At 31.2% G+C, this 26,023-nt stretch carries 21 protein-coding genes; 10 read left to right on the forward strand and 11 right to left on the reverse strand.

Going from position 1 to position 26,023, the window contains the following annotated elements:
* The first annotated feature begins 662 nt into the window (after window positions 1-662).
* Together R6X41_RS07025 and R6X41_RS07030 are read left to right on the forward strand one after the other, a co-directional pair.
* Window positions 663-791 (forward strand): RraA family protein, encoded by a 129-nt coding sequence (locus R6X41_RS07025; protein ID WP_318498756.1) that lies wholly within the window; start codon window positions 663-665, stop codon window positions 789-791.
* A gap of 10 nt (window positions 792-801) precedes the next feature.
* On the forward strand, window positions 802-1,968 hold the full coding sequence (locus R6X41_RS07030) for a pyridoxal-phosphate-dependent aminotransferase family protein (RefSeq protein ID WP_318498758.1): 1,167 nt from the start codon (window positions 802-804) through the stop codon (window positions 1,966-1,968).
* Window positions 1,969-2,029: 61 nt separating this feature from the next.
* Here the strand turns inward: R6X41_RS07030 and R6X41_RS07035 are convergent, their stop codons facing one another.
* Window positions 2,030-3,064 carry a formimidoylglutamase gene (locus R6X41_RS07035; RefSeq protein WP_318498760.1) on the reverse strand — a complete coding sequence of 345 codons (1,035 nt, stop codon included), beginning with the start codon at window positions 3,062-3,064 and terminating at the stop codon, window positions 2,030-2,032.
* Window positions 3,065-3,195: 131 nt separating this feature from the next.
* Between R6X41_RS07035 and R6X41_RS07040 the strand changes: the two genes are divergently transcribed.
* On the forward strand, window positions 3,196-4,080 hold the full coding sequence (locus tag R6X41_RS07040; protein ID WP_318498762.1) for a chromosome partitioning protein ParA: 885 nt from the start codon (window positions 3,196-3,198) through the stop codon (window positions 4,078-4,080).
* 74 nt (window positions 4,081-4,154) lie between these two features.
* On the opposite strand, the gene hutI is transcribed toward R6X41_RS07040, so the two are convergent.
* Window positions 4,155-5,393: an imidazolonepropionase gene (gene hutI, locus R6X41_RS07045; RefSeq protein WP_318498764.1), complete on the reverse strand. Its 1,239-nt coding sequence runs from the start codon at window positions 5,391-5,393 to the stop codon at window positions 4,155-4,157.
* Between the two features lie 335 nt (window positions 5,394-5,728).
* On the opposite strand from hutI, the gene R6X41_RS07050 reads away from it, so the two are divergent.
* Together R6X41_RS07050 and R6X41_RS07055 are read left to right on the forward strand one after the other, a co-directional pair.
* Window positions 5,729-6,301, forward strand: coding sequence for a Crp/Fnr family transcriptional regulator (locus R6X41_RS07050; protein ID WP_318498766.1), 573 nt, complete (start codon window positions 5,729-5,731; stop codon window positions 6,299-6,301).
* Between the two features lie 59 nt (window positions 6,302-6,360).
* Window positions 6,361-7,119: an acyl-CoA desaturase gene (locus R6X41_RS07055; RefSeq protein ID WP_318498768.1), complete on the forward strand. Its 759-nt coding sequence runs from the start codon at window positions 6,361-6,363 to the stop codon at window positions 7,117-7,119.
* Between the two features lie 137 nt (window positions 7,120-7,256).
* Here R6X41_RS07055 and R6X41_RS07060 read toward each other — a convergent pair whose 3' ends face one another.
* Window positions 7,257-8,480 (reverse strand): multidrug effflux MFS transporter, encoded by a 1,224-nt coding sequence (locus tag R6X41_RS07060; protein ID WP_318498770.1) that lies wholly within the window; start codon window positions 8,478-8,480, stop codon window positions 7,257-7,259.
* A 195-nt stretch (window positions 8,481-8,675) separates the two neighbouring features.
* Window positions 8,676-9,671: an aldo/keto reductase gene (locus tag R6X41_RS07065; RefSeq protein WP_318498771.1), complete on the reverse strand. Its 996-nt coding sequence runs from the start codon at window positions 9,669-9,671 to the stop codon at window positions 8,676-8,678.
* Window positions 9,672-9,814: 143 nt separating this feature from the next.
* On the opposite strand from R6X41_RS07065, the gene R6X41_RS07070 reads away from it, so the two are divergent.
* On the forward strand, window positions 9,815-11,587 hold the full coding sequence (locus R6X41_RS07070) for an ABC transporter ATP-binding protein (protein WP_318498773.1): 1,773 nt from the start codon (window positions 9,815-9,817) through the stop codon (window positions 11,585-11,587).
* Between the two features lie 74 nt (window positions 11,588-11,661).
* On the opposite strand, the gene R6X41_RS07075 is transcribed toward R6X41_RS07070, so the two are convergent.
* From R6X41_RS07075 to R6X41_RS07105, 7 genes are all read right to left on the reverse strand, one after another.
* Complete coding sequence (locus R6X41_RS07075; RefSeq protein ID WP_318498775.1) at window positions 11,662-13,203, reverse strand: acyl-CoA carboxylase subunit beta; 1,542 nt, start codon at window positions 13,201-13,203, stop codon at window positions 11,662-11,664.
* A gap of 11 nt (window positions 13,204-13,214) precedes the next feature.
* A complete protein-coding gene (locus tag R6X41_RS07080; RefSeq protein WP_318498777.1) occupies window positions 13,215-14,657 on the reverse strand; it encodes an acetyl-CoA carboxylase biotin carboxylase subunit in 1,443 nt (480 codons plus the stop codon).
* 17 nt (window positions 14,658-14,674) lie between these two features.
* Window positions 14,675-15,160, reverse strand: a complete 486-nt coding sequence (locus tag R6X41_RS07085; RefSeq protein ID WP_318498779.1) for an acyl-CoA carboxylase biotin carboxyl carrier protein subunit — start codon at window positions 15,158-15,160, stop codon at window positions 14,675-14,677.
* A 68-nt stretch (window positions 15,161-15,228) separates the two neighbouring features.
* Window positions 15,229-15,891, reverse strand: a complete 663-nt coding sequence (locus R6X41_RS07090) for a 3'-5' exonuclease (protein WP_318498781.1) — start codon at window positions 15,889-15,891, stop codon at window positions 15,229-15,231.
* Entirely contained in the window at window positions 15,891-17,807 is a 1,917-nt protein-coding gene (locus tag R6X41_RS07095; protein WP_318498782.1) for a DUF294 nucleotidyltransferase-like domain-containing protein, read from the reverse strand. Before R6X41_RS07095 ends, R6X41_RS07090 begins: the two co-directional genes overlap by 1 nt.
* A gap of 43 nt (window positions 17,808-17,850) precedes the next feature.
* Window positions 17,851-18,519: a PrsW family intramembrane metalloprotease gene (locus tag R6X41_RS07100; protein ID WP_318498784.1), complete on the reverse strand. Its 669-nt coding sequence runs from the start codon at window positions 18,517-18,519 to the stop codon at window positions 17,851-17,853.
* Between the two features lie 3 nt (window positions 18,520-18,522).
* Window positions 18,523-19,788 carry an oligosaccharide flippase family protein gene (locus R6X41_RS07105; RefSeq protein ID WP_318498786.1) on the reverse strand — a complete coding sequence of 422 codons (1,266 nt, stop codon included), beginning with the start codon at window positions 19,786-19,788 and terminating at the stop codon, window positions 18,523-18,525.
* Window positions 19,789-19,880: 92 nt separating this feature from the next.
* Between R6X41_RS07105 and R6X41_RS07110 the strand changes: the two genes are divergently transcribed.
* The 4 genes from R6X41_RS07110 (at window position 19,881) to R6X41_RS07125 (ending at window position 26,016) form a co-directional block, all read left to right on the forward strand.
* A complete protein-coding gene (locus R6X41_RS07110) occupies window positions 19,881-20,864 on the forward strand; it encodes a helix-turn-helix transcriptional regulator (RefSeq protein WP_318498787.1) in 984 nt (327 codons plus the stop codon).
* Between the two features lie 186 nt (window positions 20,865-21,050).
* Window positions 21,051-21,260 (forward strand): DUF6140 family protein, encoded by a 210-nt coding sequence (locus R6X41_RS07115; protein ID WP_318498789.1) that lies wholly within the window; start codon window positions 21,051-21,053, stop codon window positions 21,258-21,260.
* Between the two features lie 76 nt (window positions 21,261-21,336).
* Window positions 21,337-23,664 (forward strand): dynamin family protein, encoded by a 2,328-nt coding sequence (locus R6X41_RS07120; RefSeq protein WP_318498791.1) that lies wholly within the window; start codon window positions 21,337-21,339, stop codon window positions 23,662-23,664.
* A 54-nt stretch (window positions 23,665-23,718) separates the two neighbouring features.
* On the forward strand, window positions 23,719-26,016 hold the full coding sequence (locus R6X41_RS07125; RefSeq protein ID WP_318498793.1) for a dynamin family protein: 2,298 nt from the start codon (window positions 23,719-23,721) through the stop codon (window positions 26,014-26,016).
* Window positions 26,017-26,023: the final 7 nt, after the last annotated feature.

Consider the following 26,023-nt stretch of genomic DNA (forward strand, 5'->3'; position numbering starts at 1 on the left):
ACTAATAGAAAGACCTATAAAATCAAGAAATAGTACAAAAATCTTTTTTTTAAGATAAAAAGTAAGTCAAATCCATTTAAAAAACATGGAACTTAGAAAATTATTAAATATTGCAACGGTCTTAAATAACTCAAAGTATCTCTAGTGTAATTCGAAATTTGCATATCGAAATTATGATCTTTATTAACTTAATCTATTTTTTTAAGATTATTAAAGAAACCCAGCGTCTACAATAATGCTTATTGCTTTCGTTGGCATTTGTTGAATGTTGATGAGATAGATGAAATTCTTTTTTATGGTGAAATCTTTCCGTTTCAGAACGGTGTATAAAGCGTAAAAAGAATAGATTTTGAATGTTAAACTCTTTAGGTAATAATATTGGTTAAAGGTGTTTTTACTAAATAAAGTTGTCAGCTTTTTAGTTATAATTGCTTTAGGTAAAATTTAGGCACCTGCAAGATATGATTCAAAGAAATTATTTAGAACTTGGTAAAAATTTTAAAATTTAATCCCTGAAAAGATATAGAGTAACTCTTTATATTATAGATGATTATAAGTTATCTCTTTAGCGAAAACAAAAGTCTGTTGATCTTCGTCCATTCTACTCGCAAGTAGCAATGTTTTTGTTTTAGGAGTAATAACGGAACGTAAAGTATCTAATCATGAAGCTTATTGAGAGAGGATCGGTCGATGTTTCTGTAAAATTTGGAGGTGTTTCTATTAATTCTGGCGAATATATTTACGTAGATTTGGATGGTATACTTGTTAGTGAACTTAATTTAATAAAATAATATAGATACAATGAAAGGTAGAAAATTACTAATGATACCAGGTCCTATAGAATTTGAACCTGATGTATTACGGGCCATGAGCATTGCAACAGACAGTCATATAGCACCAGATTTTATTGAAACTTTTGGTAACAGTCTTGAGCTCATGCGAACCATTTGGAAATCGCCAAAAGGACAACCTTTTATTATTTCAGGAACAGGTACTTTAGGTATGGATATGGCTATTTCTAATCTTATAGAAAAAGACGATTATGCACTCGTGATTTCTTCCGGATATTTTGGTGCACGTTTTAAAGATATTTTAGAGTGCTATGGGGCAGATGTAACTATTTTAGAAGCTCCAATAGGAGAAGTTGTTAGTCTTCATGAAATTGAAAAAGAATTAAAAAGCAAGCACTATAAAGTTTTAACTATGACTCATGTGGATACCTCTACAGGCGTTCTCATAGACCCAAAACCAATAACCTCTTTAGCTAAAAAGTATAATACATTAAGTATTTTAGATGGTGTATGTTCTGTTGCGGGGGAAGAGATTAATCAAGACGATTGGGGAATTGATGTGGTGTTAACAGCCTCTCAAAAAGCAATAGGAGTTCCTCCTGGATTGGCGCTTTTAATGGTTTCTGAAAAAGCGATTCAAGTTTGGGAAAACAGAAAAAAGCCTGTTAGTAATTATTATGCAGATTGGAAAAATTGGCTTCCAATTATGACAGCTTATGAAGAACGACGACCTTCGTATTTTGGTACGCCACCGGTTAACCTAATTGTAGCATTAGAGGTTAGCTTGAAAATAATTTGTAAAGAAGGCATAGATAAACGTGTACAAAGACATCAACGTTTAGCACAAGCTTTTAGATTAGGTATAGATGCTTTAAATTTAAAAACACTGCCAGTTTCTGATGCAATATCAGCTAATACTTTATCGGCAATATATTATCCCAAAGGCGTAGACAGTGTAACATTAAGTGCTAAAATGAATGCTAGTGATGTAATAATTGCAGGAGGTTTATTAGCAGATATTAAATCAACATATTTTAGAGTAGGGCATATGGGGTCTGTTTCTCCAAACGATTTGTTATCTGTTTTAGGAGCTCTAGAACGTGCTTTAATAGAATTAGGCTATCCAATTAAATCAGGTAAAAGCTTACAAGTTTTTCAAAATGAACTACTTAAATGATTAGATACTAAATATGTTAGTAAGAGGTTGATGAAAAATAAAATTTTCATCAACCTCTTTTTTATTCCTCCATTTTTTTAGAAGTATTTGCGCTTATAAAATCTGTTATTAAATAGGTTATAAGCTTTCCAATTTGATCAATATTTTCTTCGGTAGGAGATGCTTCACATATATGTAAATATTGTGCACGTTCTCGTTTCCCGAAATAATGTACAAACTGTCTTGCTTTTTTTAAGCTAAATCCGGCAGGAGACATAACATTACTACTTATGTTTTCTATGGCTTCGCAATCTAATTCTATTCCAAAAGATTGATCTCCAACATGAGTTAATGCATTTTGTAATTCTTTCTTAAAGGACGTATTTTGTTTGATTTCCATGTCTTCATAAGTACTGAAATTAACATGGTTCAATTTATTTATGGTTTTTAATATGGTATTAGATATATAGCTTTCATGCAATCCGAAAATGTAATAATTATTTAAAAACCCTTCGGTAAAGGCATATGTTAAAGCATTGCCACTATGCCTACCTTCTTCTGGTCTAAAATTGGTATGTGCATCAAAATTGATTACATTTATAGAAGAATTAGAAGCTAATGCTGCACCTTTAATATTCCCGTAGGCATTGTTATGTCCACCGCCAATTATTATCGGTTTTTTACCAGCTTTTATGATGGAATATATTAAATGTGAAACATGTTTATCTATTTTGGATACAATTTTGCGTGATTTAGCTAGCTGTTTATCAATTTTCCGATCAAGAGTGTTAATTTTTTCAAGTTCTTTTTCAAAATTTAGATGTCCTAGAATTAAAACCCTTTCAGGATTTGTAAATTCGTTTTTCTGAATATTTAATAAATTCTTGAGAGTCGTCTCCCAAGTTTTTGAAGTGCCAAGGTTTCCAAGATTAGCAAAAACACCTACATCTTCAGGAAGTCCAACTAAAATATAATCGACGTCTAAAGTTTCTATATATTCGTATATATTGCATGTCTCGGGTAGTATGTTTACATGCTCTCCGAATTTAGATTCGAAAGGGCGAATGTTTAAAAGTCTTGAAAGATCTGAATTATTAAATACAACAAGTTTATCCATTATGAATTCGATTAATTAAAAATTAAAAATACAGGTTTTTTTGCTTTATGAACTTAATTTTAATAATATTAAGCAAGATTAAAACCAATAAATCGTTAACCAATTAGAAATTATTAATTTAAAAATAAATTATGGAACAAAATAAATCAAATAATGGTTTAAAAGTCGCTTTAGGAATCCTTTTAGTTTTATTTTTAGGAACAGCGTTTTACACGTTCGACCTTATGAAAAGTAAACGTGAAACAGAAACTCAACTTAAAGAAGAGAAAGAAGCAGTAATGATTGATTTAGGTAATATGGCAAAACAATACGATGTTGCCATAAGCGAAAATGATATAGCTAATGCTAATTTAATTGAAGCAAGAACACGTATTCAAGGTTTAATGGATTCGCTTCAAATTTCTGAAACTAACGTAAAAAGCTTGTGGTTATACAAACAAAAATACGTGAACTTACAAAAAGAAATGGATTTCTTGTTAGAAGAAAATGGGAAGCTAAAAGCTGAAAATAGTCTTTTATCAACCTCATTAGATAGTACACGTACACGTTTAAATGAGCGTAATGTATTTACAGATTCCTTACTTGTACAGAATACAGCTTTAGCAGAAGTTATGGAAAATGCTGCAGTTTTAAGTACTGTTGGTTTAAAAGGGTTTGGTGTTATAGAACGTAGTTCTGGAAAGCTTATTCCAACCGAACGTGCAAAACGAGCAGATAAGCTTAGAGTTTGTTTTACTGTGGCTAAAAATAGTTTAGTACAAGCAGGCGATCAAGAATTATACATTCAAGTTATAGACCCAAAAAACAATGTTTTAGGTGCTAACGAACAAGTCGTATTTGGTGAAAAAGCTTTAAACTATAGTTTAATAAGCCGTTTTAATTATGAAAACACAAGTTTAAATGTTTGTGAGTTTGTAGCTTCTAAAGGTGACGAAAGTTTTGAAGAAGGTCGTTATGTAATTAACGTTTACAACGCTAAAGATTTAGTATCTTCAACAGAATTTACGCTTAAATAAAAGATTAAAACATCATAAAAAAATCCCGAATGGTTTTAAATCATTCGGGATTTTTCATGCTTTATTTGTTTATATTACTCTACAATTTCACCATTAATAATAACGGTATCTATACAGTTATCTCCGAACGCATAAGGTAAATAGTTATAGTTAGGTATCTCTTTGGTAATTATAATGTTAGCCTTTTTACCTCTAGTAATACTTCCAAACATTTTATGAGCTCCCATGGCATAAGCTCCATTAATTGTAGCTGCATTAATAGCCTCTTCGGGAGTCATATTCATTTTAATACATGCAGTGCTAACTACAAAATTCATATTACCACTAGGCGTAGTACCTGGGTTATAATCACTAGCTAATGCAAGAGGTAAACCTGCATCTATAATCTCCCTTGCTGGAGTATATGGTATACCTAAAAAGTAAGAACAAGTTGGTAATGCAACAGGCATAGTATTACTACCTTTTAAGGCTTTTATATCTTCAGGATTCATAATTTCAAGGTGGTCTACAGAACGTGCGTTATGCTTGACCCCTAATGCTACACCTCCAAAAGCATTGAATTGATTTACGTGAATTTTAGGAACCATACCGTGTTTAATACCTGCTTCTAAAATCCTATCAGTATCTTCTAACGTAAAATAACCTTCTTCACAAAAAACGTCTATATATTTAGCTATTTGTTCTTTTGCAATTGCAGGAATCATATTATTTATAATCTCATCTACATATCCGTCTTTATTGTCCTTAAAAGCTTTAGGAATAGCATGAGCTCCCAGAAATGTAGGTCTAACCAATATAGTGAAATCCTGTTTTAGTCGTTTTATAACTCTAAGCATCTTTAGTTCAGATTCTAAAGTTAAACCATAACCCGATTTAATTTCAATAGCACCTGTACCTAAGCGCATCACTTCATGTAAACGTTTTACAGATTGTTTATACAATTCGTCCTCACTTGTTTGTTCTAAAATTTCGGCAGAATTTAAAATTCCTCCACCACGATTAGCGATTTCTTCATAAGTCAATCCGTTTATTCTATCAACAAACTCTTGCTCTCTATGTCCCGCATAAACCAAATGGGTATGCGAATCGCACCAAGCAGGTAAAACAACTTTACCCGTTCCATCAATGGTTTTTTCAGCAATAATACCTCCAATATTTTTCATTGAACCATATTCTACAATAGTGTCGTGTTCAATAAGAAGGTAAGCATCTTCTATTAAAGGTAATTCTTTCATTTCTTTACCAGAAACTTTATAAATCCCGTGAGTTCTTGTTTGTAGTAATTGTTTTATGTTGGTTATAAGTATAGACATTAAATATAATTTTAAGTGTTCCATAAATTTATAAAAATATATTTACTTGTCATCTTTACAAAGGCATAGGTTTTTGATAAATTAGTAATTATGATGTGTTTTTTACCACCATTCTTCAAACTATATGCTTTGAAATATTTTTTTTGGAATTACCTTAAAAAAAACACATTTTATTTTTACTTTTTTAGTATTGATTCAATCTAAACTTCCCATTACAATTTCTCAAATAAAAATTATATTTCAATTATAAAACATGTTGGATTAGGCTTTAAAATAAGTTGAATTGCATAAATTTATCAGCTTGTTAGAAAATATTAAAAGTGTGATGGTATAAGATGATAGAAATTAGAGATTATATAGAATCTACAGTATCCATAAGTGATGCCGATTGGAAGTTATTTTCATCGAAACTTAAAACACGAAGCTTTAAAAAAAGAGAACGTATCTTAAATGTTGGTCAAACAGAACATTATATTTCTTTTATTGGCTCGGGTATCGCTCGTTTTTTAATACCAAATGAAGACGAAGATAAAGATGTGACTTTCGGGTTTTGTTTCGAAAATGAATTTGTAAGTGCATACGATTCTTTTTTAACGCAAAAACCGTCTTTATATGCCTTAGAAGCGCTAACCGATTTGTCTATATGGAGTGTCTCTTATGCTGATTTACAAGAGGTTTATAAGAAAACAGAAGTTGGTAATTTAATAGGTCGATTGTCTTCAGAACGTTTATTTCTAATAAAATCGAAGCGCGAACAATCCTTGTTAACAGAAACTGCAGAACAACGGTATTTAAACTTATTTACAGAACGTCCAAACCTTATAAAAGACATTCCTTTAAAATATATAGCCTCGTATATTGGGGTAACGGCTCAAGCTTTAAGCCGAATAAGAAAACGAATTTCTTAACCCATGTTCAGATTTAAATCCTAATAATTTAAGTTCTTTGCTATTATAAACTATAGCAAATGAAAATAATTATCTTCATGATTATACTGTGGTATTCAGGTTTGTTTTTTCAAACTTTTTTTCTTCACAGATACGCAGCGCACCAATCGTTTAAAATGTCTCGATTTGGCGAGAAATTATGTTTTGTCTTAACCTGGATATGTCAAGGTTCTAATTATTTAAGCGCTTACGGATATGGTGTAATGCACAGAATGCATCATGCATATGCCGATACAGAAAAAGATCCGCATTCTCCAAAATACGATAGCAATGTGTTTTCAATGATGTGGCGTACCAAGACTATTTATCAAGATATAAATAATCAAAATATAGCAGTAGATGCTAAATTTACCAAAAATGTACCCCAATGGAAACGCTTTGACAGCTTTGCAAGTTCGCGAGTGTCTCGATTAATTTGGGCTGCACTATACATTGTTTTCTTTGTTGTATTTGCAACAGCTTGGTGGCAGTGGTTATTTTTACCTGTAGCCTTTTTTATGGCACCTATTCACGGCGTTATTATAAATTGGTTTGCACATATTTATGGCTACGTTAATTTTAAAGTGAGCGATACGTCTAAGAATTTATTGCCTTTCGATTTTTTAATGATGGGTGAAGGTTATCATAATAATCATCATAAATATGGTGGTCGTGCCAATTTTGGTGGTGTACGTTGGTACGAATTAGATGTCACTTATGGTATTATGAAAGTGCTAAATGCTTTAGGTTTCATTACGATTAAGAAAAGTGCTTTAATTCCTGTTAAGCGAGAAGTATAAACCATACAAACAGCTTATCAAACTTTATGTATTGCTTTTTTAATCTTATTAGTGCGTTCCCTTTTTAAATAAAAAGGTCGGGCTTTCCGCTATATCTTTTTATGCGAAATAGCATAAAAAGGATGCCGCTACAATCCCTAACGCCATTTAAGGTTAAATCTTCTGTATAGAATGTGACGTTTCATCAAGATAAAAGTAATTAAAGATAAACTTCCACATATAGAAAATCCTACAAATAGAGGGAGAGCTGTATCTGTCATAAATTTCCCTATTAACGTTGCAATTGGTATTGCAACTAAAGTAGAAATAAATCCGGTTATGGCGGCTCCAATTCCTGCAATATGCCCAATAGGCTCCATTGCAATTGCTCGCAGATTTCCAAAAAGGAAACCTAAAGCAAAGAATAAACCGACTAAAAACGGAATAAGAACAAATAAGCTAGGGTTGGGTTTGTTCCAAAACAAGAGAACATAACTAGTCGAAATTAAACAAAACAGGCATAAAGACATAAATGCTAATCGTCTCATCCCAATGCGAACAACTAAGGTTCCATTCAGTAAGGTCGATATACCAATAGAAGTAGCAAGTCCAGCAAAAATGTAAGGAAATTTATCGCCAATACCATATTGGTCTTCAAATATATGTTGCGAAGAACTTAAATAGACCATAAACGCTCCAGTAATAAAACCAGAAACAACTGTAAAGGCCATTGCTTCTTTATAACGAATCAATTCTTTAAATCCGTTAACATATACATGTTTATTAAAGGGTATTTTAAAATCTGGGTTTAATGTTTCTGCTTGTCGCTTCCAAAACCAAAAGCTAACAAGAATAGCAAAAAATACTTGTGTATAAAATATAGTTTGCCAATCGAAATGATTTAGAATAAACAGACCCAATGCAGGAGCAATTACAGGAACCAAAATAAAGAATGCGGTTACAAACGACATCATTCGTGCCATATAATCACCTTTATGAGAATCTCTAATTATAGAAATACAAATCGTTCTTGGTGCAGAAAGCCCAATTCCTTGTAGAATTCTACCAACAAGCATCGACTCTAAAGATGTTGAAAACACACAGATAAAACTAGCAAATATAAAAATAACAAACCCAATATACATAATAGGTTTTCTTCCAAAACTATCAGACAGCGGACCTAAAATTAATTGTCCAACCCCAAAACCTAAAAAAATCATGGTAATTAATAACTGTAAATCTGTACTGTTTTGGTTACCTATTGCAAAACCAATTTCTGGTATAGCAGGGAGTAAAGCGTCAATAGATAGTGCTACTATAGACATAAGTGACGCCATTAACGCTATGAACTCAAATTGGTATCTTGTTTCATTTTTTTGCATGCGTAAAAATACTATTTCCGCATCTATAAAATAATTAATTTAACGTTATATCTCAACGCTTAAAGGCTAAGTGTTTTGTTGTTGATTTTATTCGAATTTAATACATATAATGCAGAAATTTTGCTAAAATATTTTCAAATTCTGAATGCTTCTCTATGCATTTTCAAACTTAGGTACTTAAAAATTTAACACTAGCTATAAATCCAATTTCAACCGTTCTAATTCATTATTTATAAATAGTAATTCGTCAGCAGATAATTTTACATCTATTGCTTTTGCGTTAGAAATTGATTGTTCTGCATTTCTAGCTCCAGCTAAAGCTATCGTAATACCAGGTTGCTCTATTGTCCATCGTAAAACCAATTGCGAAATTGAGGCTTGTTTAGCCTCAGCTAATGGTTTTAATTTATCTAAAAACAGAGCTGTTTTTTTAATGTTTTCATCTTTAAAAAATGGTAATGTTTTTCTATGATCACCTTTAGCAAATTGATGTCCTGCTTTCATTTTTCCTGTTAATAAACCACGTTGTAGTGGGCTATAAGCTAAAATTGAGGTGTTGTTTTTAATTGCAAACGGAATAAGATCACTTTCAATTCCACGATTCACCATACTATAAGGTACCTGATTAGAAACGATATTTACATACGTATTAGCTTCTTTTAATTGATCAACACTATAATTACAAACCCCTGCATGTCGTACTTTTCCCTCTTTAATTAATTGTGCAACAGCCTCCATTGTTTCCTGGATTTCTGTAGTTTTATCAGGCCAATGTATTTGATACAGATCGATATAGTCGGTACCTAAACGTTTTAGACTATCCTCACATTCTTTAATAATACTGGCTTTAGATGAATGCTTATAAATAGCAATGTCCTTGCCGTCATTGTCTTGCGAATTCACATAAAAATCACCTTGAGTTGCATCCCAACGCAAACCATACTTTGTAATAATTTGAACTTGATCTCTAGGTAAATCTTTAATAGCTTCACCAACAATTTTTTCGCTGTGTCCCATACCATAAATAGGAGCCGTATCTATAGTTGTTACACCAAAATCGAAAGCAGATTGCATAGCCTTTACAGCGTCGTTTTGTTCGGTTCCGCCCCACATCCATCCACCAGCTGCCCATGCACCAAATGTAATTGCCGATAATTTTAAATCTGAATTTCCTAGTGTTCTATATTCCATAATATGTAAGTTCTTTAAGAAGTTTAAAGTTAATAATTAGGTTGTAAACACGTAAACTTTTTATGAAACTCTTAATATTAATTTTCTCCATTAATGATCAATAGTTTAACTAGTAAAATTATCTTTACACTCTAAATTAAAATATGAGACATCTAAAAAAAACGTCGCAAGAAGACCATAATACAAAATCTAAAATAAGTATGGCGCAAGCCTTCAAGACTATAATTTGGCCAAAACGAAACTTAGTATTTGTAGGTTTAATATTAATTGTATTCAGCCGTTTGGCGAGTTTAGTTCTACCATGGAAAAGTAAAATTCTGTTAGACGACGTTATTCCAAATAAAGATTACGATCAATTATACAGTTTATTAGCAGTTGTAGGAGGGGCCATTTTGGTACAAGCAGTGACATCATATTTACTTACAAAAATACTAAGTGTACAAGCACAGTATTTAATATCAGAATTGCGAGCAAAAGTTCAGAAAAAGGTGTTATCACTTCCTATAAGTTTCTTCGATAATACAAAATCAGGTGTCTTAGTCTCTCGAATTATGACTGATGTGGAAGGCGTTAGGAATTTAATAGGTACAGGTTTAGTACAATTAGTAGGAGGGACGTTTACAGCAATAATATCTCTAGTATTATTATTGCGAATAAGCACGTCGATGACTTTTTTTGTTTTAGTTCCTGTGGCTGTTTTCGGAATTTTGGCTTTGAAAGCGTTTAAATACATCAGACCAATTTTTAGAAAACGAGGGGTTATTAATGCTGAAGTTACTGGACGTTTAACCGAAACGTTAAGTGGCGTTCGTGTTATTAAAGCCTTTAATGCAGAGGATCAAGAAAATAAAACGTTTGAAGCTGGTGTAGATAAATTATTCCAAAATGTAAAAAAGAGTTTAACTGCAACAGCAATTATGACGAGTTCCTCTACTTTTTTATTAGGAATTGCGTCTACTGGAATTATGGGAATTGGTGGTTACAAAATTATGCAAGGCGATTTAACCATTGGTGATTTTATGTTTTTTACCTTACTTCTAGGGTTTATGATTGCTCCAATTGTACAGATGAGTAATATTGGAAGTCAGTTAACCGAAGCTTTGGCAGGCTTAGATCGTACCGAAGAATTAATGAATATGGAAGCCGAGGAAGATGATGAAAATCGAACTTTAGAAATTGAGAATATGAAAGGTGATTTGGTGTTTAACGATGTGTCTTTTGCTTACGAAGCCGGAAAACAAGTGTTGCATAATATCAGTTTTAATGCCCCATCGGGTTCTGTTATTGCTTTGGTTGGAAGTTCTGGTTCAGGAAAATCTACAATAGCAGGATTATCGGCTACATTTTTAAATCCGAAATCAGGTGTGGTTTCTGTAGATGGTTACGATTTATCCAAAGTGAAGTTGAAGAGTTTCAGAAAACATTTAGGAGTTGTTTTGCAAGACGAGTTTTTATTTGAAGGTACAATCCGAGAAAATATTTTATTTCCTAGACCAAATGCGACTGAAGCTGAACTTTTAAAAGCAGTAGAATCTGCTTATGTTAGCGAATTTACAGATCGATTTGATGATGGATTGGACACTTTAATAGGAGAACGCGGTGTGAAATTGTCTGGTGGTCAACGTCAGCGTATTGCCATTGCACGTGCTATTTTAGCAAATCCTAAAGTGATTATTTTAGATGAAGCAACATCAAACTTAGATACAGAAAGTGAAGGTTTTATTCAGAAAAGTTTAAATGAATTAACTAAAGATAGAACCACCATTGTAATTGCTCACAGATTGAGTACAATTCGTAGAGCTGATCAAATTTTAGTTATTGAAGAAGGAAGAATTAAAGAACGCGGAACTCATGATGAACTTATAGCAACTCAAGGACGTTACTATGATTTGTATACATATCAAGCCAAAATATAACGTATAGTATATTACGATAAAAGCCTTCAAATTATTATAATTTGAAGGCTTTTTTGATTGTAAATCTTGTAAAATTACAATGGAATATTACCGTGCTTTCGTTTAGGTAATTCTACTTTTTTATCTTCTAACATACTAAACGCCTTTAGTAATTTTCGACGTGTATCTTGTGGTAATATAACTTCATCAATAAAACCTCGTTCCGCAGCACGATACGGATTTGCAAAAGTATTGGCATATTCAGTTTCCTTTTCTGCTAATGTTGCAATTGGGTCTTTGGCGTCGTGTATTTCTTTTTTAAAGATAATTTCACTAGCACCTTTTGCTCCCATAACAGCAATTTCGGCACTTGGCCAAGCAAAATTCATATCGGCACCGATGTGTTTCGAGTTCATAACATCGTAAGCACCACCGTATGCTTTTCGGGTGATTACAGTAATACGAGGTACAGTTGCTTCGCTTAACGCATACAGTAATTTTGCACCATTTGTAATAATACCATTCCATTCTTGATCTGTTCCAGGTAAAAAGCCAGGGACATCAACTAAAACCAATAGTGGAATATTAAAACTATCGCAGAAACGTGTAAAACGAGCTGCTTTTTTAGAACTATTTACATCTAATACTCCCGCTAAAAATAAAGGCTGATTGGCAATAACACCAATACTGCGACCACCAAGTCTGGCGAATCCTACTATTATGTTTTCGGCAAAATCTTTATGAATTTCAAAAAATGAACTGTCATCGATAATGCCTTCAATTACATGATGCATATCGTAAGGTTTGTTCGCATTATCAGGAATAATGGTTGCTAATTGCTCACGGATTTCATCTTGTAATTCAAACGGAATTTTATCTGCTGTTCGTGTATTATTTTGAGGTAAATAACTTAAAAGTAATTTTATGTCTTCTAAACATTCCACATCGTTTGTAGATGTTGTATGTGCGACTCCAGACTTTGTAGCGTGTGTATGTGCACCGCCCAAAGCTTCAGATGTTACTTCTTCATTAGTCACTGTTTTTACAACATTTGGTCCCGTAACAAACATATAACTACTATGTTCTACCATCATTGTAAAATCTGTCATCGCTGGAGAATACACAGCGCCACCTGCACATGGTCCCATAATTGCAGAGATTTGTGGAATGATTCCTGAAGATTGTACATTCTTATAAAAAATATCTGCATAGCCACCAAGCGAACGTACACCTTCTTGAATTCGAGCTCCTCCAGAATCGTTTAATCCAATTATCGGAGCCCCCATTTTAAGCGCAAGATCCATAACTTTACATATCTTTTCTGCATGAGTTTCAGACAAAGATCCACCAAAAACAGTAAAATCTTGAGCAAAGATATAAACTAATCGGCTATTAATTGTCCCATATCCGGTAATCACTCCATCGCCATAATAAATTTCTTTATCCATATTAAAATCAGTGGTACGATGAGTAACTAGAATGCCAATTTCTTCAAAAGAACCATCATCTAATAAATAATTCACACGTTCTCTTGCAGTAAGTTTCTTTTTACTATGCTGTTTTTTAATACGCTGAGAGCCACCACCAAGCATTGCCTGGGCTAGTTTATCGTTTAATATTTTTATTTTAGAATCCATACAATTTCAATTTAACTATTAGGTAATCTCACTTGTTTAAGATCGGCTTCATATTGTTTCAAAGCAATTAATGCAGCAAGTCTAGCTTCCTTTTCAGTTTGTTTTTGTAATATTTTAGGTTCATAATAGATGTTTACAAAATTGGTATCGTAGTTTCCTTCACGGAATGCCGCATTTTGAAATACAAATTTCCCGAAACCTAATGTTGTATTAATACCTTCAATTTTGTAGTCGTTTATAGCGTCCAACATTGTTAGAATTGCTTCTTCGCGTGTGCTTCCATAGGTGATTAATTTTGCTAACATGGGATCGTAATAAATAGGTACATCGGCACCTTCGTTTATTCCGTTATCTACGCGAATATGTTCTCCTTGGGGTAGTTTATATACATTTAATGTCCCAACACTTGGTAGAAAATTATTCAAAGGATCTTCAGCATAAATTCTTAATTCTAAAGCATGACCTTTAATTTCTAAATCGGATTGTGTAAAGTTTAAAGATTCTCCTCTGGCTATTTTTATTTGTAATTCTACTAAGTCTAAACCTGTAATTAATTCAGTTACGGGATGTTCGACTTGCAAGCGCGTATTCATTTCTAAGAAATAAAATTTATTATTTTCATCGATAAGAAATTCTACCGTACCAGCACCAACATAATTACAAGCTTTAGCAACTTTAATCGCTGCATTTCCCATTTTATTACGTAAATCTGGGGTAAGGATTGTTGAAGGAGCTTCCTCTATAACCTTTTGATGACGACGTTGAATACTACATTCGCGTTCGAATAAATGTACAGTATGACCTAAACTATCTGCCATAATCTGAATTTCGATGTGTCGGGGAGAGGCTATATATTTTTCTATAAACACAGATCCATCTCCAAAAGCATTAGTAGCTTCGCTTATTGCCCGTGTCATTTGTGCTTCCAATTCATGTTCATTTTGTACGATGCGCATGCCTTTTCCGCCACCACCAGCTGATGCTTTTATAAGTATAGGAAATCCAATTTTTTTAGCAATAAGTTCTGCTTCTTTAACATCTGTAATGGCTTCTTTAGTTCCAGGAACCATTGGGATATTATAGTGTTCAACAGCTTCTTTTGCAGCTAATTTACTTCCCATAATTTTTATAGATTCAGATTTTGGACCTATAAATATGATGTTATTGGCTTCTACGTTTTCTGCAAATTTTGCATTTTCACTTAAAAAACCATAACCAGGATGAATGGCGTCGACATATAATTCTTTGGCAATTTTTATTATTTTATCTCCAAGTAAATACGATTTATTTGAAGGTGGTTCGCCTATACAAACGGCTTCATCTGCATAAGTTACATGTGGAGATTCTCTATCGGCAGTTGAGTAAATGGCAACAGTTTTAATGCCCATTTTCTTTGCTGTTTTCATGATGCGCAAGGCTATTTCACCTCTGTTTGCAACTAAAATTTTCTTCATAGTAAAGCGCGTTAAAATTATTCGAATTCGATTAAAAGATCACCTTTGTCTACTGTAATCCCTTTTTTTATAGCGATAGATTTTATAATTCCATCGCGAGGAGATACTATACTGTTTTCCATTTTCATGGCTTCTAATATGAGTAATGGGTCATCTATTTTTATAGAATCTCCAACATTGACAGTGATGTCTAAAATAAGTCCTGGCATAGGTGCTTTTATAGCATCTATTTTTTTCGAAGCACCTATTTCAAATCCCATTTTTTTAATCAGTTCGTCTAAATCATTTTCAATATTTACCTGATAAAGCGTGTTATTGATTTTGACTGTATAGGATTTCTTCTGAAAATCTTTTTTAGAAATTTCGGCAGTATAAGAAATATGATTTTGAATAATATGAAAGTTATCGTGTTCTGTTTGAACACTATCTAAACCTTCAACATCATTTAGAGTGAGATCAAAATGATGCAAATCGTTTACGGTTACTTTGGTAGATTTACTCATGTGGTAGTTGTTTGTCTTGTAAATATAATAAATAAGACGAGGATGAGTAATCTTTAGAATGGAGTTATTTACAATTTAAGAAGATCTTTTAAAGTGAAATCTTTTGTTTTAACAAGAAAGTGCACAGATCTTAAAAAGGCTAAGGCGGTAATTAAAGCATCTCCGGAAGCGGTATGTCTATCGCTTAAATCGATGTCATAGTTTTCAGCAAGGTCGTCTAAAGAATACTTCTTTTTAGCATCTGATGTATTAGACTTTAAACGTGTTGCTTTATAAATAAACATGGTATCCAGAACTTTGTTTTTTAGTTCTGGAAGTTGTAATCTGTCTAACGCCACATTAATCATTGTGATATCGAAAAAGGCGTGGTGAGCAACTAAAATAGAATCTTTTATATAATCTAAAAATAAGATTATTGCTTCTTCTTCAGAAATGGTTTCTATTCTTTCGTTTCTAAGTATACCGTGAATTTTAACAGCATCTTCGTCATAATAATCTTGTTTAATATAAATTTCGAAGGCTGTATTGACATCAATATAACCATCTGTAACTTTAACAGCTCCAATACACAGCATTCTATCTTTATCGTAATTAAAACCGGTAGTTTCGGTATCTAATACAACATAAGTAGATGAGTTTATATCATTCTGTTTAGTATCTAAAAACAAGGACTCGTAACGTGACCAATATTCTGGATATGTACTCTCGTTTTTGTTATTAAGCCATTTCATTAAATGAAATTCTTTAAATTAAATTTTAATTTAATAAGTTCTTGTACTTTTCCTACTGCTTTAAAACAACGTTTTAATTTCATTTTTTCTTCTTTAGATAATTCCGCTAAAGCAATAAAACGTCCACTGTCGTGATGACGAATTCCGTGTTTTGTTCTGAATTTTAATAATGCTTTTGAAGCATAAGCACAAGAATAATACAGCTCTTGATCTTCAGGCATTAATTCTGCTAATTTCTCAAAACGTTCGGCAGTATTATTTATATTTTTAATTTGATAATGCATAGCCAATAATCTACCTGCATCGGTAATTGGCATAATTGCACGTTTCTTTAAATCGAAATGATCTTTATGTTCTCCATCTTGTTCTACTAAAAACTGTCTGAAAAATCCTAAAGGAGAAGGACTTCTTAATGAACTCGCCCCTAATTTAGATTGAAATATTAGATTGCTTTTCGTGATTTCTAAAACATGATCAGCAAGCTGATTGGTTAGAGTAGGATCTCCATATGTTACATCAAAATCGAAAAAGATAGAACAGAACAGTAACTCATCTTCTTCATTTTCTCTAGTCCAAGCCGAGAATTGATTTTCCCATTCGTCAACACTTAAGCAAAATTTAGGATTCTTCGCCATCATTTCGCCAGGGCAATAATCAAAACCAATAGTTTTTAAACGCTTATTTACTTTTTTAGCAAGAGTTAAAAAGTACGTTCTTACTTCTTCAAGATGATCGTCGTCTGTGTTTTCAAAAATAAGTGCATTGTCTTGATCGGTATGTAAAAGTTGTTCTTTTCGTCCTTGACTACCTATGGACATCCAAGCAAATTTTACTGGAGGCACTTGATCCATTTTCTCAATACAACGTTCAATAACACGTTTTATAGTGGCATCGTTTAGTTCGAAAATAATGTTGTTAATATGTGTAAGAGGAATGTTTTGTTGAATATATCCGTCTAAAAGCATCATGATTTTTTCACGAATACGCTTTAATTCTTTTGTAGAATTTGAGCGTTTTATAGCTTTCATTAAAACAGAAGGGTTTGTTCCCTTCATAACTATAATATCATGCTCAGAAAACACACCTAAAATTTTTGAATTTGCAGTACCATCTTTAGTCACAACAATCTGATTGATTTTGTGTTTCATCATGGTGATTTGCGCCTGTGCAATCGTGATATTTTTCTTGTAACACATTACAGGTTGTATCATGATTTTAGAAACATCTTCATTTATAGAATAGTTTCCTGTTGCCACATGTAATCGCAAGTCTTTATCTGTAATAATACCTATAGGGCATTCTTTATCTTCAATAATAATAGACCCAACGTTATTATCTGTCATTAACTTCGCAGCATCTTTTATACTAGAACTCTGCTTAGTTGTAATTACATTTTTAATAAGTCGAACCGGTTGCATCTCGAACATATCTTTTGTGAAATCTAATTTCACATCGTCTTCAAGCAACTTCTTTTGAAACTCGTTTGAAAATGGATTTTCTGTATTCGAAGCAAAACTCTCAATTAAATACTGACGTACATCTTTATTATTATCTATAAAAGGATTGAACATTTCTATTGGAATACAATATAAAATGGTCTCTTCTTCGGTAACAGATGTTATTGCATAATTTTCTTTTGCAAATAAAGGACGCAATCCGAACACATCTCCTTCATCAAACTGATCGATTGTTTCCAATTTTTCATTGATGTATTTCTTGAGTTTTACGGCTCCTTTATAGATCATATAGAACTGATCATGTAACGGATCGTTCATATTATAAATTACATTCTCTTTGTCTAAATACTTGATTTTAACCTCTTTAGAAATGTCTAATAATTGATTTTTATCAAGTAAATCAAAAGGAGGAAAGTTCTTTATAAAGTCTGCTACGCGGTCAGCTATCGTGTTCTTCATCGTGTTCATTTAATGAGATTTTCGGGAAATAAAGATAGTATTATTATTTAAAATATGATTTCTCTTGGTGTTTTTTTATTGCTTTTCTTGCTAATACAATTCCTATCCCTAGAGAGACAAAGGCACCAACCCAAATCCCTGGCACAAAATCGATAAAGAGAAAGAAATCGTAACTTCCGTGAAACACCATGGCAAGTAATAATCCTAATAAATTATATGTAATTCTGTTGTTCGAAAATTTCGCTTTTCCCATAAAATAGCCCATAAGTATAGCAAAACTTGCATGAGCAGGAACAGCTGTAAATGCTCTTAAAACTCCAGAACGAACACCGCCGTCAAGTACATAAAAAATATTTTCGGTAGCAGCAAACCCCATTGAAACCATAACGGCATACATAATACCATCAAATGGTTCGTTAAATGCCTTATTGGGTTGTGCAAAATAACGAACAATAATATATTTGCTAAATTCTTCTGTAAATGCAACAACAAAAAAGGCTTTTATAAATAACTGAACAACGTTAGATTCTTTTAACGGCACGTGATAGTTAAAAACCAAAGACAATATTGTTGTAATAAAAATACTTACAAATGCCCCAAGCAGAAAGTTGTAAAATAGAAACATTTTAGGTTCTTTCTCATATTTATCTTTATTGTATATATAAACTATAATGACAACAATAGGAGCAAGAGCCAGAAAGAGTAAGTTCATTGTTTATTTAAATTTTAAGATATAAATAGATCGTTTTTTTATTGTTAGTTGTAAAAAAGGATATATAATGTTTGTTATAAAGTGACTGATTAAAACAGCCATAGCTGCACCATTTATATAGTATAACGGAATTAAATAATAACAAAGAATTAGGTTAGAAATACATCCTAAAGAGAATCTATAAACCTCATGTTGTAACTGCTTGGTTGTTAGTAAATGCTTTTCGTATAACATACCCATAAACACAAATAATGGTGCCCAGCAAAAAATACGTAATGCAGATTTCGCATCGGCATATTGATTAGAGAAATAGGTGTTTAAAATGCTGTTTCCAAAAACGGTATAAAACAATCCGATGCTAATACCAAGAATAATCATGCCTAAAGCTAATTGTCTTAATTTTGTAATATAAGTTTGTCTGTCTTCAGTGTACGATTCTGCTAACGAAGGATACAGTGCATTTATAATAGCAAAACCTATGGTCCAACTTAATCCGATAACCAGGTATTGAACACTTCCAAAAACACCATTGGCATGGTCGTTATAATAGTATTTTAAAAAAAGTTCGTCTATACCTATATATACCATCACCAAAGCACTAGATATAATTAATGGAAAAGCCATGATTAATAGTTGTTTTCCTAATGGTATTGAAATCGATAATTTTTTAAAGGAAAACCCTTTGTTTAGCATAAGTAACACGCCATATATAGCACCTTGTATAAGAAAATCTAAGGCCAATACTTTAGCAAAAAACAAGACATCCAAATTATGTTTTACGCCGTAATATTGAAGTAATATGATAATGGCAAGACTAGTAATTTTACATATAAAAATAAATTTAGCTTGTTTTTTTGCCAAGAAATACAATTCAAAAACATCGGTTAATCGGAATAAATAACTAAAGAGTAGAATAAAGTATAAGCCGAATAATGTTGTGTTATTTGTGAATATTAAATAGCCCAAAACACTTATGCTTAATATAATACAACTAATTAAACGCATACCCATTGTGGTTGCCATAATTTTTTCAGAATCATTAGGTTTTAACACCATTTCGCGAATAGAAATAGCTGAAAGTCCTAAGAAAAAAACAGGAGAAAACATGCCTAAAAGCGCCTCAACAAAATGTAATTTTCCTATATCTATGGTTCCTAAAACATTAAATATTTTGGGAATAATAAAAACCCCAGCAAAGAGTTGAATACCTTTTTCAAGTGAAAACCAAGCGGTAGAATTTAAATCTTTTCTGCTGAAAGCAATGGGCATACCTATATAATAAGTCTCAAATATATAAAATACTCTTGTTTAAAGAAGTTTGCCACTAATTTTATTATTTTGGCTAGTTCTAAGACCTATTTATGACTTCAGAATTCCTTCGCCGTTATTATGTATTGCGTATTATTAAAGATCCAGAATTATATGGACTTTCCAGACCGTATGTGAGTTACGAAGAATTAAAACGTGCATTAAAGTTAATTGTTGAAAAAAACATAGAGGATAAACTATACGAAAAACTTGAGTCTAATAGTAAAAAAACGATTAAACGAGACTTAGCCGATATTAAATCGTTTCATCATATTGATATAAAACTTAAGCGAAATAGGGGATATTATATTTTGGAACAAGATTTTATAATGTCTGATGAACTAAAGGAGGTATTCGAAAAAACTGAACTTTATTTATTGCATCATCATGCACAAGCATGGAAACAATTTGTGAGTATTTCACGTACATCGTTAAGTGTGTATGTTGATATGGTGGCGTTAATTAATGCCATAGATTGTAAGTATATGATAGAAATTGATTATAAAGGTTGGTACGACGATAATCGATTTCAAAAAGTTAAAAATATGTTCCAACCACTGCATATAAAGGAAATTAATAATGCTTGGTATCTCATCGCTTATAATTCTGAAGTAGGCATATACTCGTTGTGTTTAGATAGTAGAATAAATGGTTTATTTATAACGAATAGGATTTGTAAACATCCTATTACATTTAATGAAGCTGAGTACTTTAAAAATTCTATAGGTATTTTAAACTCCGATTTGCAAGCCGAATGGATTCATATAAAAGTAGCAAATCACCACTTTAAGTATTTAGAAAGTAATCCGATGCATCATTCACAGGTTATAGTCGCTCGACCATTAGATTTGGATACTCAAGATTTAAACTATGCAGATGAGCGCATTTGGGGTGAAATTAAAATTTATGTAGAACCGACTTACGAGTTTTTTATGCAAATCTTAAAGTTTAATAGGTGGGTAAAAATTATATCACCTTCGCATGTCGTTGCCGATATGAAATTGACATTAAAACAAATTTCGGAGTATTATAATTAATTTCAATTTTATTAACTCTATCCAATTATTATTTAACTTAAAATTCACTTTTTTCTTACACCTTGTTTGAAATGGACGCATTTTGTCTGTTTGGTCACTAAATTTGGTTTATTAAAAATCCTACATTATGTGTATTTCATCTGAAATATATGTAATTAATAGGGTGTTAACCTAAAATCTAACTAAATGCCAACATTTAAAATTACAACCAAACAAGCACTTAGCGTGCAAGGAGAGTATGTAGGAGCAGGCCTTTTTGTTCAAGTTACATGCATGATGTTAAACCCATTCGACGAAGTAGAAAAAGTTCATAAAGCATTTCTAAGAATGCATGGTATAGATTTTAAGCCTGAAGGTTATTTGAATCCTGGGTATTTTAATATTGAGGAACTTTAATCTTGTAAATAACCTATCATTTAATTAAGATAACTTTCTCAAATATTTTAGAGAGTGATACTAATTTTCCATAAATATGAGTTTAAAAAATCCAGATGAAATATTTCTTAATCAAATAAATAAAATAGAAAAATATCCTTTTCTAGCAGACCCTTCGTTTCTTTACTATAAAACTCAACTTCAAAATATAAAAGAAAATTTATTAAACAAAGAGTTTAGAATTACTGTTGTGGGAGAATTTAGTAGTGGTAAATCTACTTTTTTAAATTGTTTAATAGGTAAAGATATTTTACCTAAAGGTGTAAATGAAACTACAGCTACAATAACCTATGTACATAACGTAGTTAATACTCATGAATATTGTGATAAAGCTGTTGTACATTATAACGATTCTTCTAAGGAAAAAACAATAATATCTTTTAAAGAAAATAAGAATGCTTTAAATGAATTTGTATCTACAATTTCAAGAGAATTGGATGTAGTAAAGGAAGTTCAATCTGTTCATTTATATACTACTTTTAAGGGAATTACGGAAAATGTAGTTTTGATTGATACACCTGGATCCAATGGTACAGCTAAAGGTCATAGAGAAATTGCTATTAGAGAAATTCAAAATGCACATGCTAGCTTGTGTTTATTCCATTTAAGAGGGTTTGGAGAAAGTGATTTAGCTTATGTTAAGGAAATTAGTAATTATCAAAAGTCAATTTTTTATGTAATGAATTTCTTTGATGAAATAAAAAAACATGAAGGGGAATCTGAGAAGTCTAAATTGACAGAATTCAAAAAACAAATTAATGAACTTGTTTATAATGGTAAGCCAAATAATGCTAAGGTGTATGGTGTTTCGGCGTTACTTGGTTTAGTTTCAAAAGATCATTCAATTACAAGTTTATATAACAACATTAATCAAACAGAAATTTCTCTCGAAAAAAGGAGTGAATTATATTCGAAATCATTAATGGGTCCTTTAGAAATTGATCTATATTCTTATATAAATAGTGGAGAACGGCTTAAAACGTTTTATAATTCCATTGCCCAAAAACTATATACGTTAATTTCTGATTTATATAATTTATTTGAAGGGAAAAAAGAAATATCAGAAGCTAAAATTAATAAAGCAGAGCTTGGGTTAATATCTAAAAAACTGGATCATATTAATGAGAAAACAATAAGGAATAAAGAAAAGGTTAAAACGCATTTGCATGCTCAACAAGGCGATTTAGAGAAGAGTACAGTTGCAATTATAAAGCTAGGACTTGAAAAAATCAGAAGCCAAATTAAATTAGAGGTTGACAAAGAGACTTTAGAAACATTAGAAAAAAAAGTGAATCATAAATATAATAATATGATTCGATCTGAAATACAAATATTCCAGAATAAATTAACTGTTATTTTACAAGATAAACTTACAGTGATTAATACAATAATACAAGACCATATTCATGAATATATTCCGATGATTGAAGTTGGTGAAAAAGGAAATTTAAAATTTGTATCCTCTTCAGAAATTGTTTTAACAGATGTTAAACTAGAGTCAGATAAAAATATATTGAATAAAGTCTTGATTGAGTTAAATAATGAATTTGAAAGTAAATCTTCTGTTTATGAGAAAGAACAAAATGAATTACAAAATAAAAAGATTCAAGCTGATATAGAAATATCTAAAAAAAATAAAGAAATTATTAAAATTAAAGAGGCTACAGCTAGAGCTAAAAAAGAACTAGGCGCAAAACCTTACCCTCAAAAAAAAGTTGTAAAAGTAGAAAAGGATAGAACTAGTATTTTAGGTTTGTTCTTTCAACCTGTAATTGGAAAAAAAACAGTTGAGGAAAATAAATATAGCAATACAAATGTTAATAAATGGACTAAAAAGTTCAATCAAATTATTATAGATGCATCAAATAACGAGAAAATATTAATTGAAAGCATTGATAAAATTAATAATGGAATGAGAAATATTGAAACTGGTTTGAATACTAAAAGCAATGAAATCACTGCATTACAAAGAAGAAAAGAAACTTATCAAAAGAAATTAGATAGAGTTAAAACAGACGTAGAGTTTTATAAAACAAATGCGAAAAACGAGTTTATAAGGAATCAAAAAAAAGAAATTAACGAAAATATAATTAAAGTTTTAATGCCTCCATCTGGAAATATTTATTGCGAATTACGTGAAATATCAAGGATTAATATAGCTAAAAATATTAAATTACTTGAAGATGTGAATATGAAATATTACGATCAGAAGGTGAAGGAATATGAAGCTAAATTACAAACTATTCTGTTAAATATTCAGGGTAAAGGTAGTATTAATGAAGTGCAAGGATTAGAGAAAAACATAAATATACTAAAAAAAGAAAAAGTGAATTTTGAAAAAAATATTTTAGCTTTTTTAAATTAAGAAGTGTTTCTCAAGTTAGTAGTAGATAAATATAAACGTATTTAAATAAAAATAATGAATCAATACAGAAAGTCTTATCTAGATAAAAAAAATAATGTGCTTGAATTATTAGGTAAAACGGCAACATTTTTACAAAAATATGAAAGTGAAGATCAAGCTGAATCTTGTATAAATTTACATGAACAAGTTGAAAAAGGTAATTTTTCAATAGTGGTGGTAGGTGAATTTAGCGCGGGAAAATCGACTTTTTTGAACGCTATGATGGGGAATAAATATTTGCCATCAACGAGCTCAGAAACTACAGCAACTGTAAATTTTTTAAAACATAAGAATCAAGCACTTTCGGGAGAAGGTGTACGGGTTTATTATAAAGATAATACAGAAAAAACATATCCAGAAGCTTCTTTTGAAACTATTGAGAATTTTGTAAGTACAAAAGGAGACAATGTAGCTGAAAAAATAAGTAGGGTAGATTTATTTTTAGATTCCAAATTTTTAGAAGATGGTGTTACTTTAGTAGATAGTCCAGGTCTAAATGGTGTAGCTGGAGGACACAAAGAAGTTACAGAGTCACAGATCGAAAAATCTCACGCTGCGATATTTATGTTTTCAGCAGTACAACCTGGATCTAAATCAGATTTTGAGTTTCTAAGTCATTTAAAATCTAAATGTAAAAACATAATTATTGTTTTAAACCGTATAGATAGTGTTAATGAAAGTGAGCAGACTGTAGCCGACGTTATTAATAAATTAAAAACATCATTTCAGAGTCAGTTTCCAAACAAAAAACTTCCAGAAATTTGGCCTATTTCTGCCTTTGCTGCTTTGGTATCTAGAAATAACGAAAGTCTTGAATATCTAAATAAGTTGGAACGTTCCAATGAAGAGCGTAATGATTTATTGAAAAAATCAAGAATTGAAGATTTTGAAAACCGTTTATTGAGGTTTTTGACTCAAGGAGAAAAAGCAAAAGCGGAACTTTTATCACCCGTTTATCATGTTAAAAGTATGTTACTTGTAAAAAAACAAAAAGCAGAGCAACTAATATCGGAGTTAGAAAGGGCTACAGATACTGAAGAAGTAGAAAATCATATTATCACTTTAGAAAAAGAAATTTCGGAAATAGGTAAAAACTTAGCAAATGAAGAGGATAAAATTTATAAACAAGTTGAGCTTTTAGTTCGTGACTTTGAACGAGGTGTTAAAAGTGATTCCACAGAAACTAAAGATAAATACATAGCTAAATTAGAAAATCAAGAGGATTTAGAAGAATTAGAAATAAATTATGAACGTTATATTACAAAATTAAATTCAGATTTACTGTTTCAGTATGAGCATAGATATACTGATTTTATAAATGATTTTAAAGATATAATTCGAGATAATTTTTCGGAAATGGCAGGTGAAATAGAAAAGAAATTGCCACTATCCAAGGTACAGCTTGATGGAAATAAAACACTTTCTTTAGATAGTAAAGTATTTGAAACAAAATTTGGTTTAGAAGAACATACTGAAGAGTTAAAGCAAAAAGAAGCTGAAATAGAAAGGTTAGATGATGAAATGGAAAGTACTGAAATTAACAAGGGTAAAGCTATCTTTTCTGAAAGACAGATTGCGGATCTTGATTTTAAAAGAGAAAAAATAGGAAGTAATAATAACCAAGAACTTCGTCCTGATGTAGATAGGCGAACAGTTACTAAAGAGAAATATAGAAGAGGTCTTATAGGTGGTTTATGGGGAATTTTAGTTTCTGGTCAAAAAACTTATACAGAAGAGGTAGTAGATGATTCTGCTCAAAAATACTATGACCAAGAGAAAAAAAGAAAAGCTGATGAAGAGAAACGTATTAAAGAAGAAATAGAATCTAAAATTGCGAAACTCGAGAAAAACGAATCATCAGTAGAATTAGAAATTTTACTGAAACAATTAGAAAGAAGAAAAGAAAAAAAAGAGGAAGAAATTCAAAAAAAACGTGAAGAATTTAAACTAAATATGCTTAAAGAAGGTAAGACTATTCTTCGAAATGCTATAATTAAGGTTGAAGATTTAATTGATGAAACACAAAAAGATGCGACAATTTCAATAAACAAATTTATAAAATCAAAAAAAGAAGAATTTACTAAAGAAGTTATAATAGTCGTTTCAAATAATCTTAATGAACTTATAAGTCTTAAGAAAAAAGAACTAGAATTAAAGAAAAAACAACTTTCGTCTTCGGTAGAGGAGAAAACAATTATTATTTCTAATACTCAAACTGAAATAAGTAGTATTAAAAAACTTCTGGGTATAGCAATCGAAATATCTTCTGAGTTAGAGAGTGAAGAAACAGATGTTATAAAAATGGCAAATTAATTATTTA

The organism is Formosa sejongensis, assembly GCF_033447105.1.
Lineage (GTDB): Bacteria > Bacteroidota > Bacteroidia > Flavobacteriales > Flavobacteriaceae > Formosa.

Coding starts and splice junctions, on each gene's coding strand:
- R6X41_RS07025 (WP_318498756.1), top strand. CDS start 663: ATGAAGCTTATTGAGAGAGGATCGGTCGATGTTTCTGTAAAATTTGGA.
- R6X41_RS07030 (WP_318498758.1), top strand. CDS start 802: ATGAAAGGTAGAAAATTACTAATGATACCAGGTCCTATAGAATTTGAA.
- R6X41_RS07035 (WP_318498760.1), bottom strand. CDS start 3,064: ATGGATAAACTTGTTGTATTTAATAATTCAGATCTTTCAAGACTTTTA.
- R6X41_RS07040 (WP_318498762.1), top strand. CDS start 3,196: ATGGAACAAAATAAATCAAATAATGGTTTAAAAGTCGCTTTAGGAATC.
- hutI (WP_318498764.1), bottom strand. CDS start 5,393: ATGTCTATACTTATAACCAACATAAAACAATTACTACAAACAAGAACT.
- R6X41_RS07050 (WP_318498766.1), top strand. CDS start 5,729: ATGATAGAAATTAGAGATTATATAGAATCTACAGTATCCATAAGTGAT.
- R6X41_RS07055 (WP_318498768.1), top strand. CDS start 6,361: ATGAAAATAATTATCTTCATGATTATACTGTGGTATTCAGGTTTGTTT.
- R6X41_RS07060 (WP_318498770.1), bottom strand. CDS start 8,480: ATGCAAAAAAATGAAACAAGATACCAATTTGAGTTCATAGCGTTAATG.
- R6X41_RS07065 (WP_318498771.1), bottom strand. CDS start 9,671: ATGGAATATAGAACACTAGGAAATTCAGATTTAAAATTATCGGCAATT.
- R6X41_RS07070 (WP_318498773.1), top strand. CDS start 9,815: ATGAGACATCTAAAAAAAACGTCGCAAGAAGACCATAATACAAAATCT.
- R6X41_RS07075 (WP_318498775.1), bottom strand. CDS start 13,203: ATGGATTCTAAAATAAAAATATTAAACGATAAACTAGCCCAGGCAATG.
- R6X41_RS07080 (WP_318498777.1), bottom strand. CDS start 14,657: ATGAAGAAAATTTTAGTTGCAAACAGAGGTGAAATAGCCTTGCGCATC.
- R6X41_RS07085 (WP_318498779.1), bottom strand. CDS start 15,160: ATGAGTAAATCTACCAAAGTAACCGTAAACGATTTGCATCATTTTGAT.
- R6X41_RS07090 (WP_318498781.1), bottom strand. CDS start 15,891: ATGAAATGGCTTAATAACAAAAACGAGAGTACATATCCAGAATATTGG.
- R6X41_RS07095 (WP_318498782.1), bottom strand. CDS start 17,807: ATGAAGAACACGATAGCTGACCGCGTAGCAGACTTTATAAAGAACTTT.
- R6X41_RS07100 (WP_318498784.1), bottom strand. CDS start 18,519: ATGAACTTACTCTTTCTGGCTCTTGCTCCTATTGTTGTCATTATAGTT.
- R6X41_RS07105 (WP_318498786.1), bottom strand. CDS start 19,788: ATGCCCATTGCTTTCAGCAGAAAAGATTTAAATTCTACCGCTTGGTTT.
- R6X41_RS07110 (WP_318498787.1), top strand. CDS start 19,881: ATGACTTCAGAATTCCTTCGCCGTTATTATGTATTGCGTATTATTAAA.
- R6X41_RS07115 (WP_318498789.1), top strand. CDS start 21,051: ATGCCAACATTTAAAATTACAACCAAACAAGCACTTAGCGTGCAAGGA.
- R6X41_RS07120 (WP_318498791.1), top strand. CDS start 21,337: ATGAGTTTAAAAAATCCAGATGAAATATTTCTTAATCAAATAAATAAA.
- R6X41_RS07125 (WP_318498793.1), top strand. CDS start 23,719: ATGAATCAATACAGAAAGTCTTATCTAGATAAAAAAAATAATGTGCTT.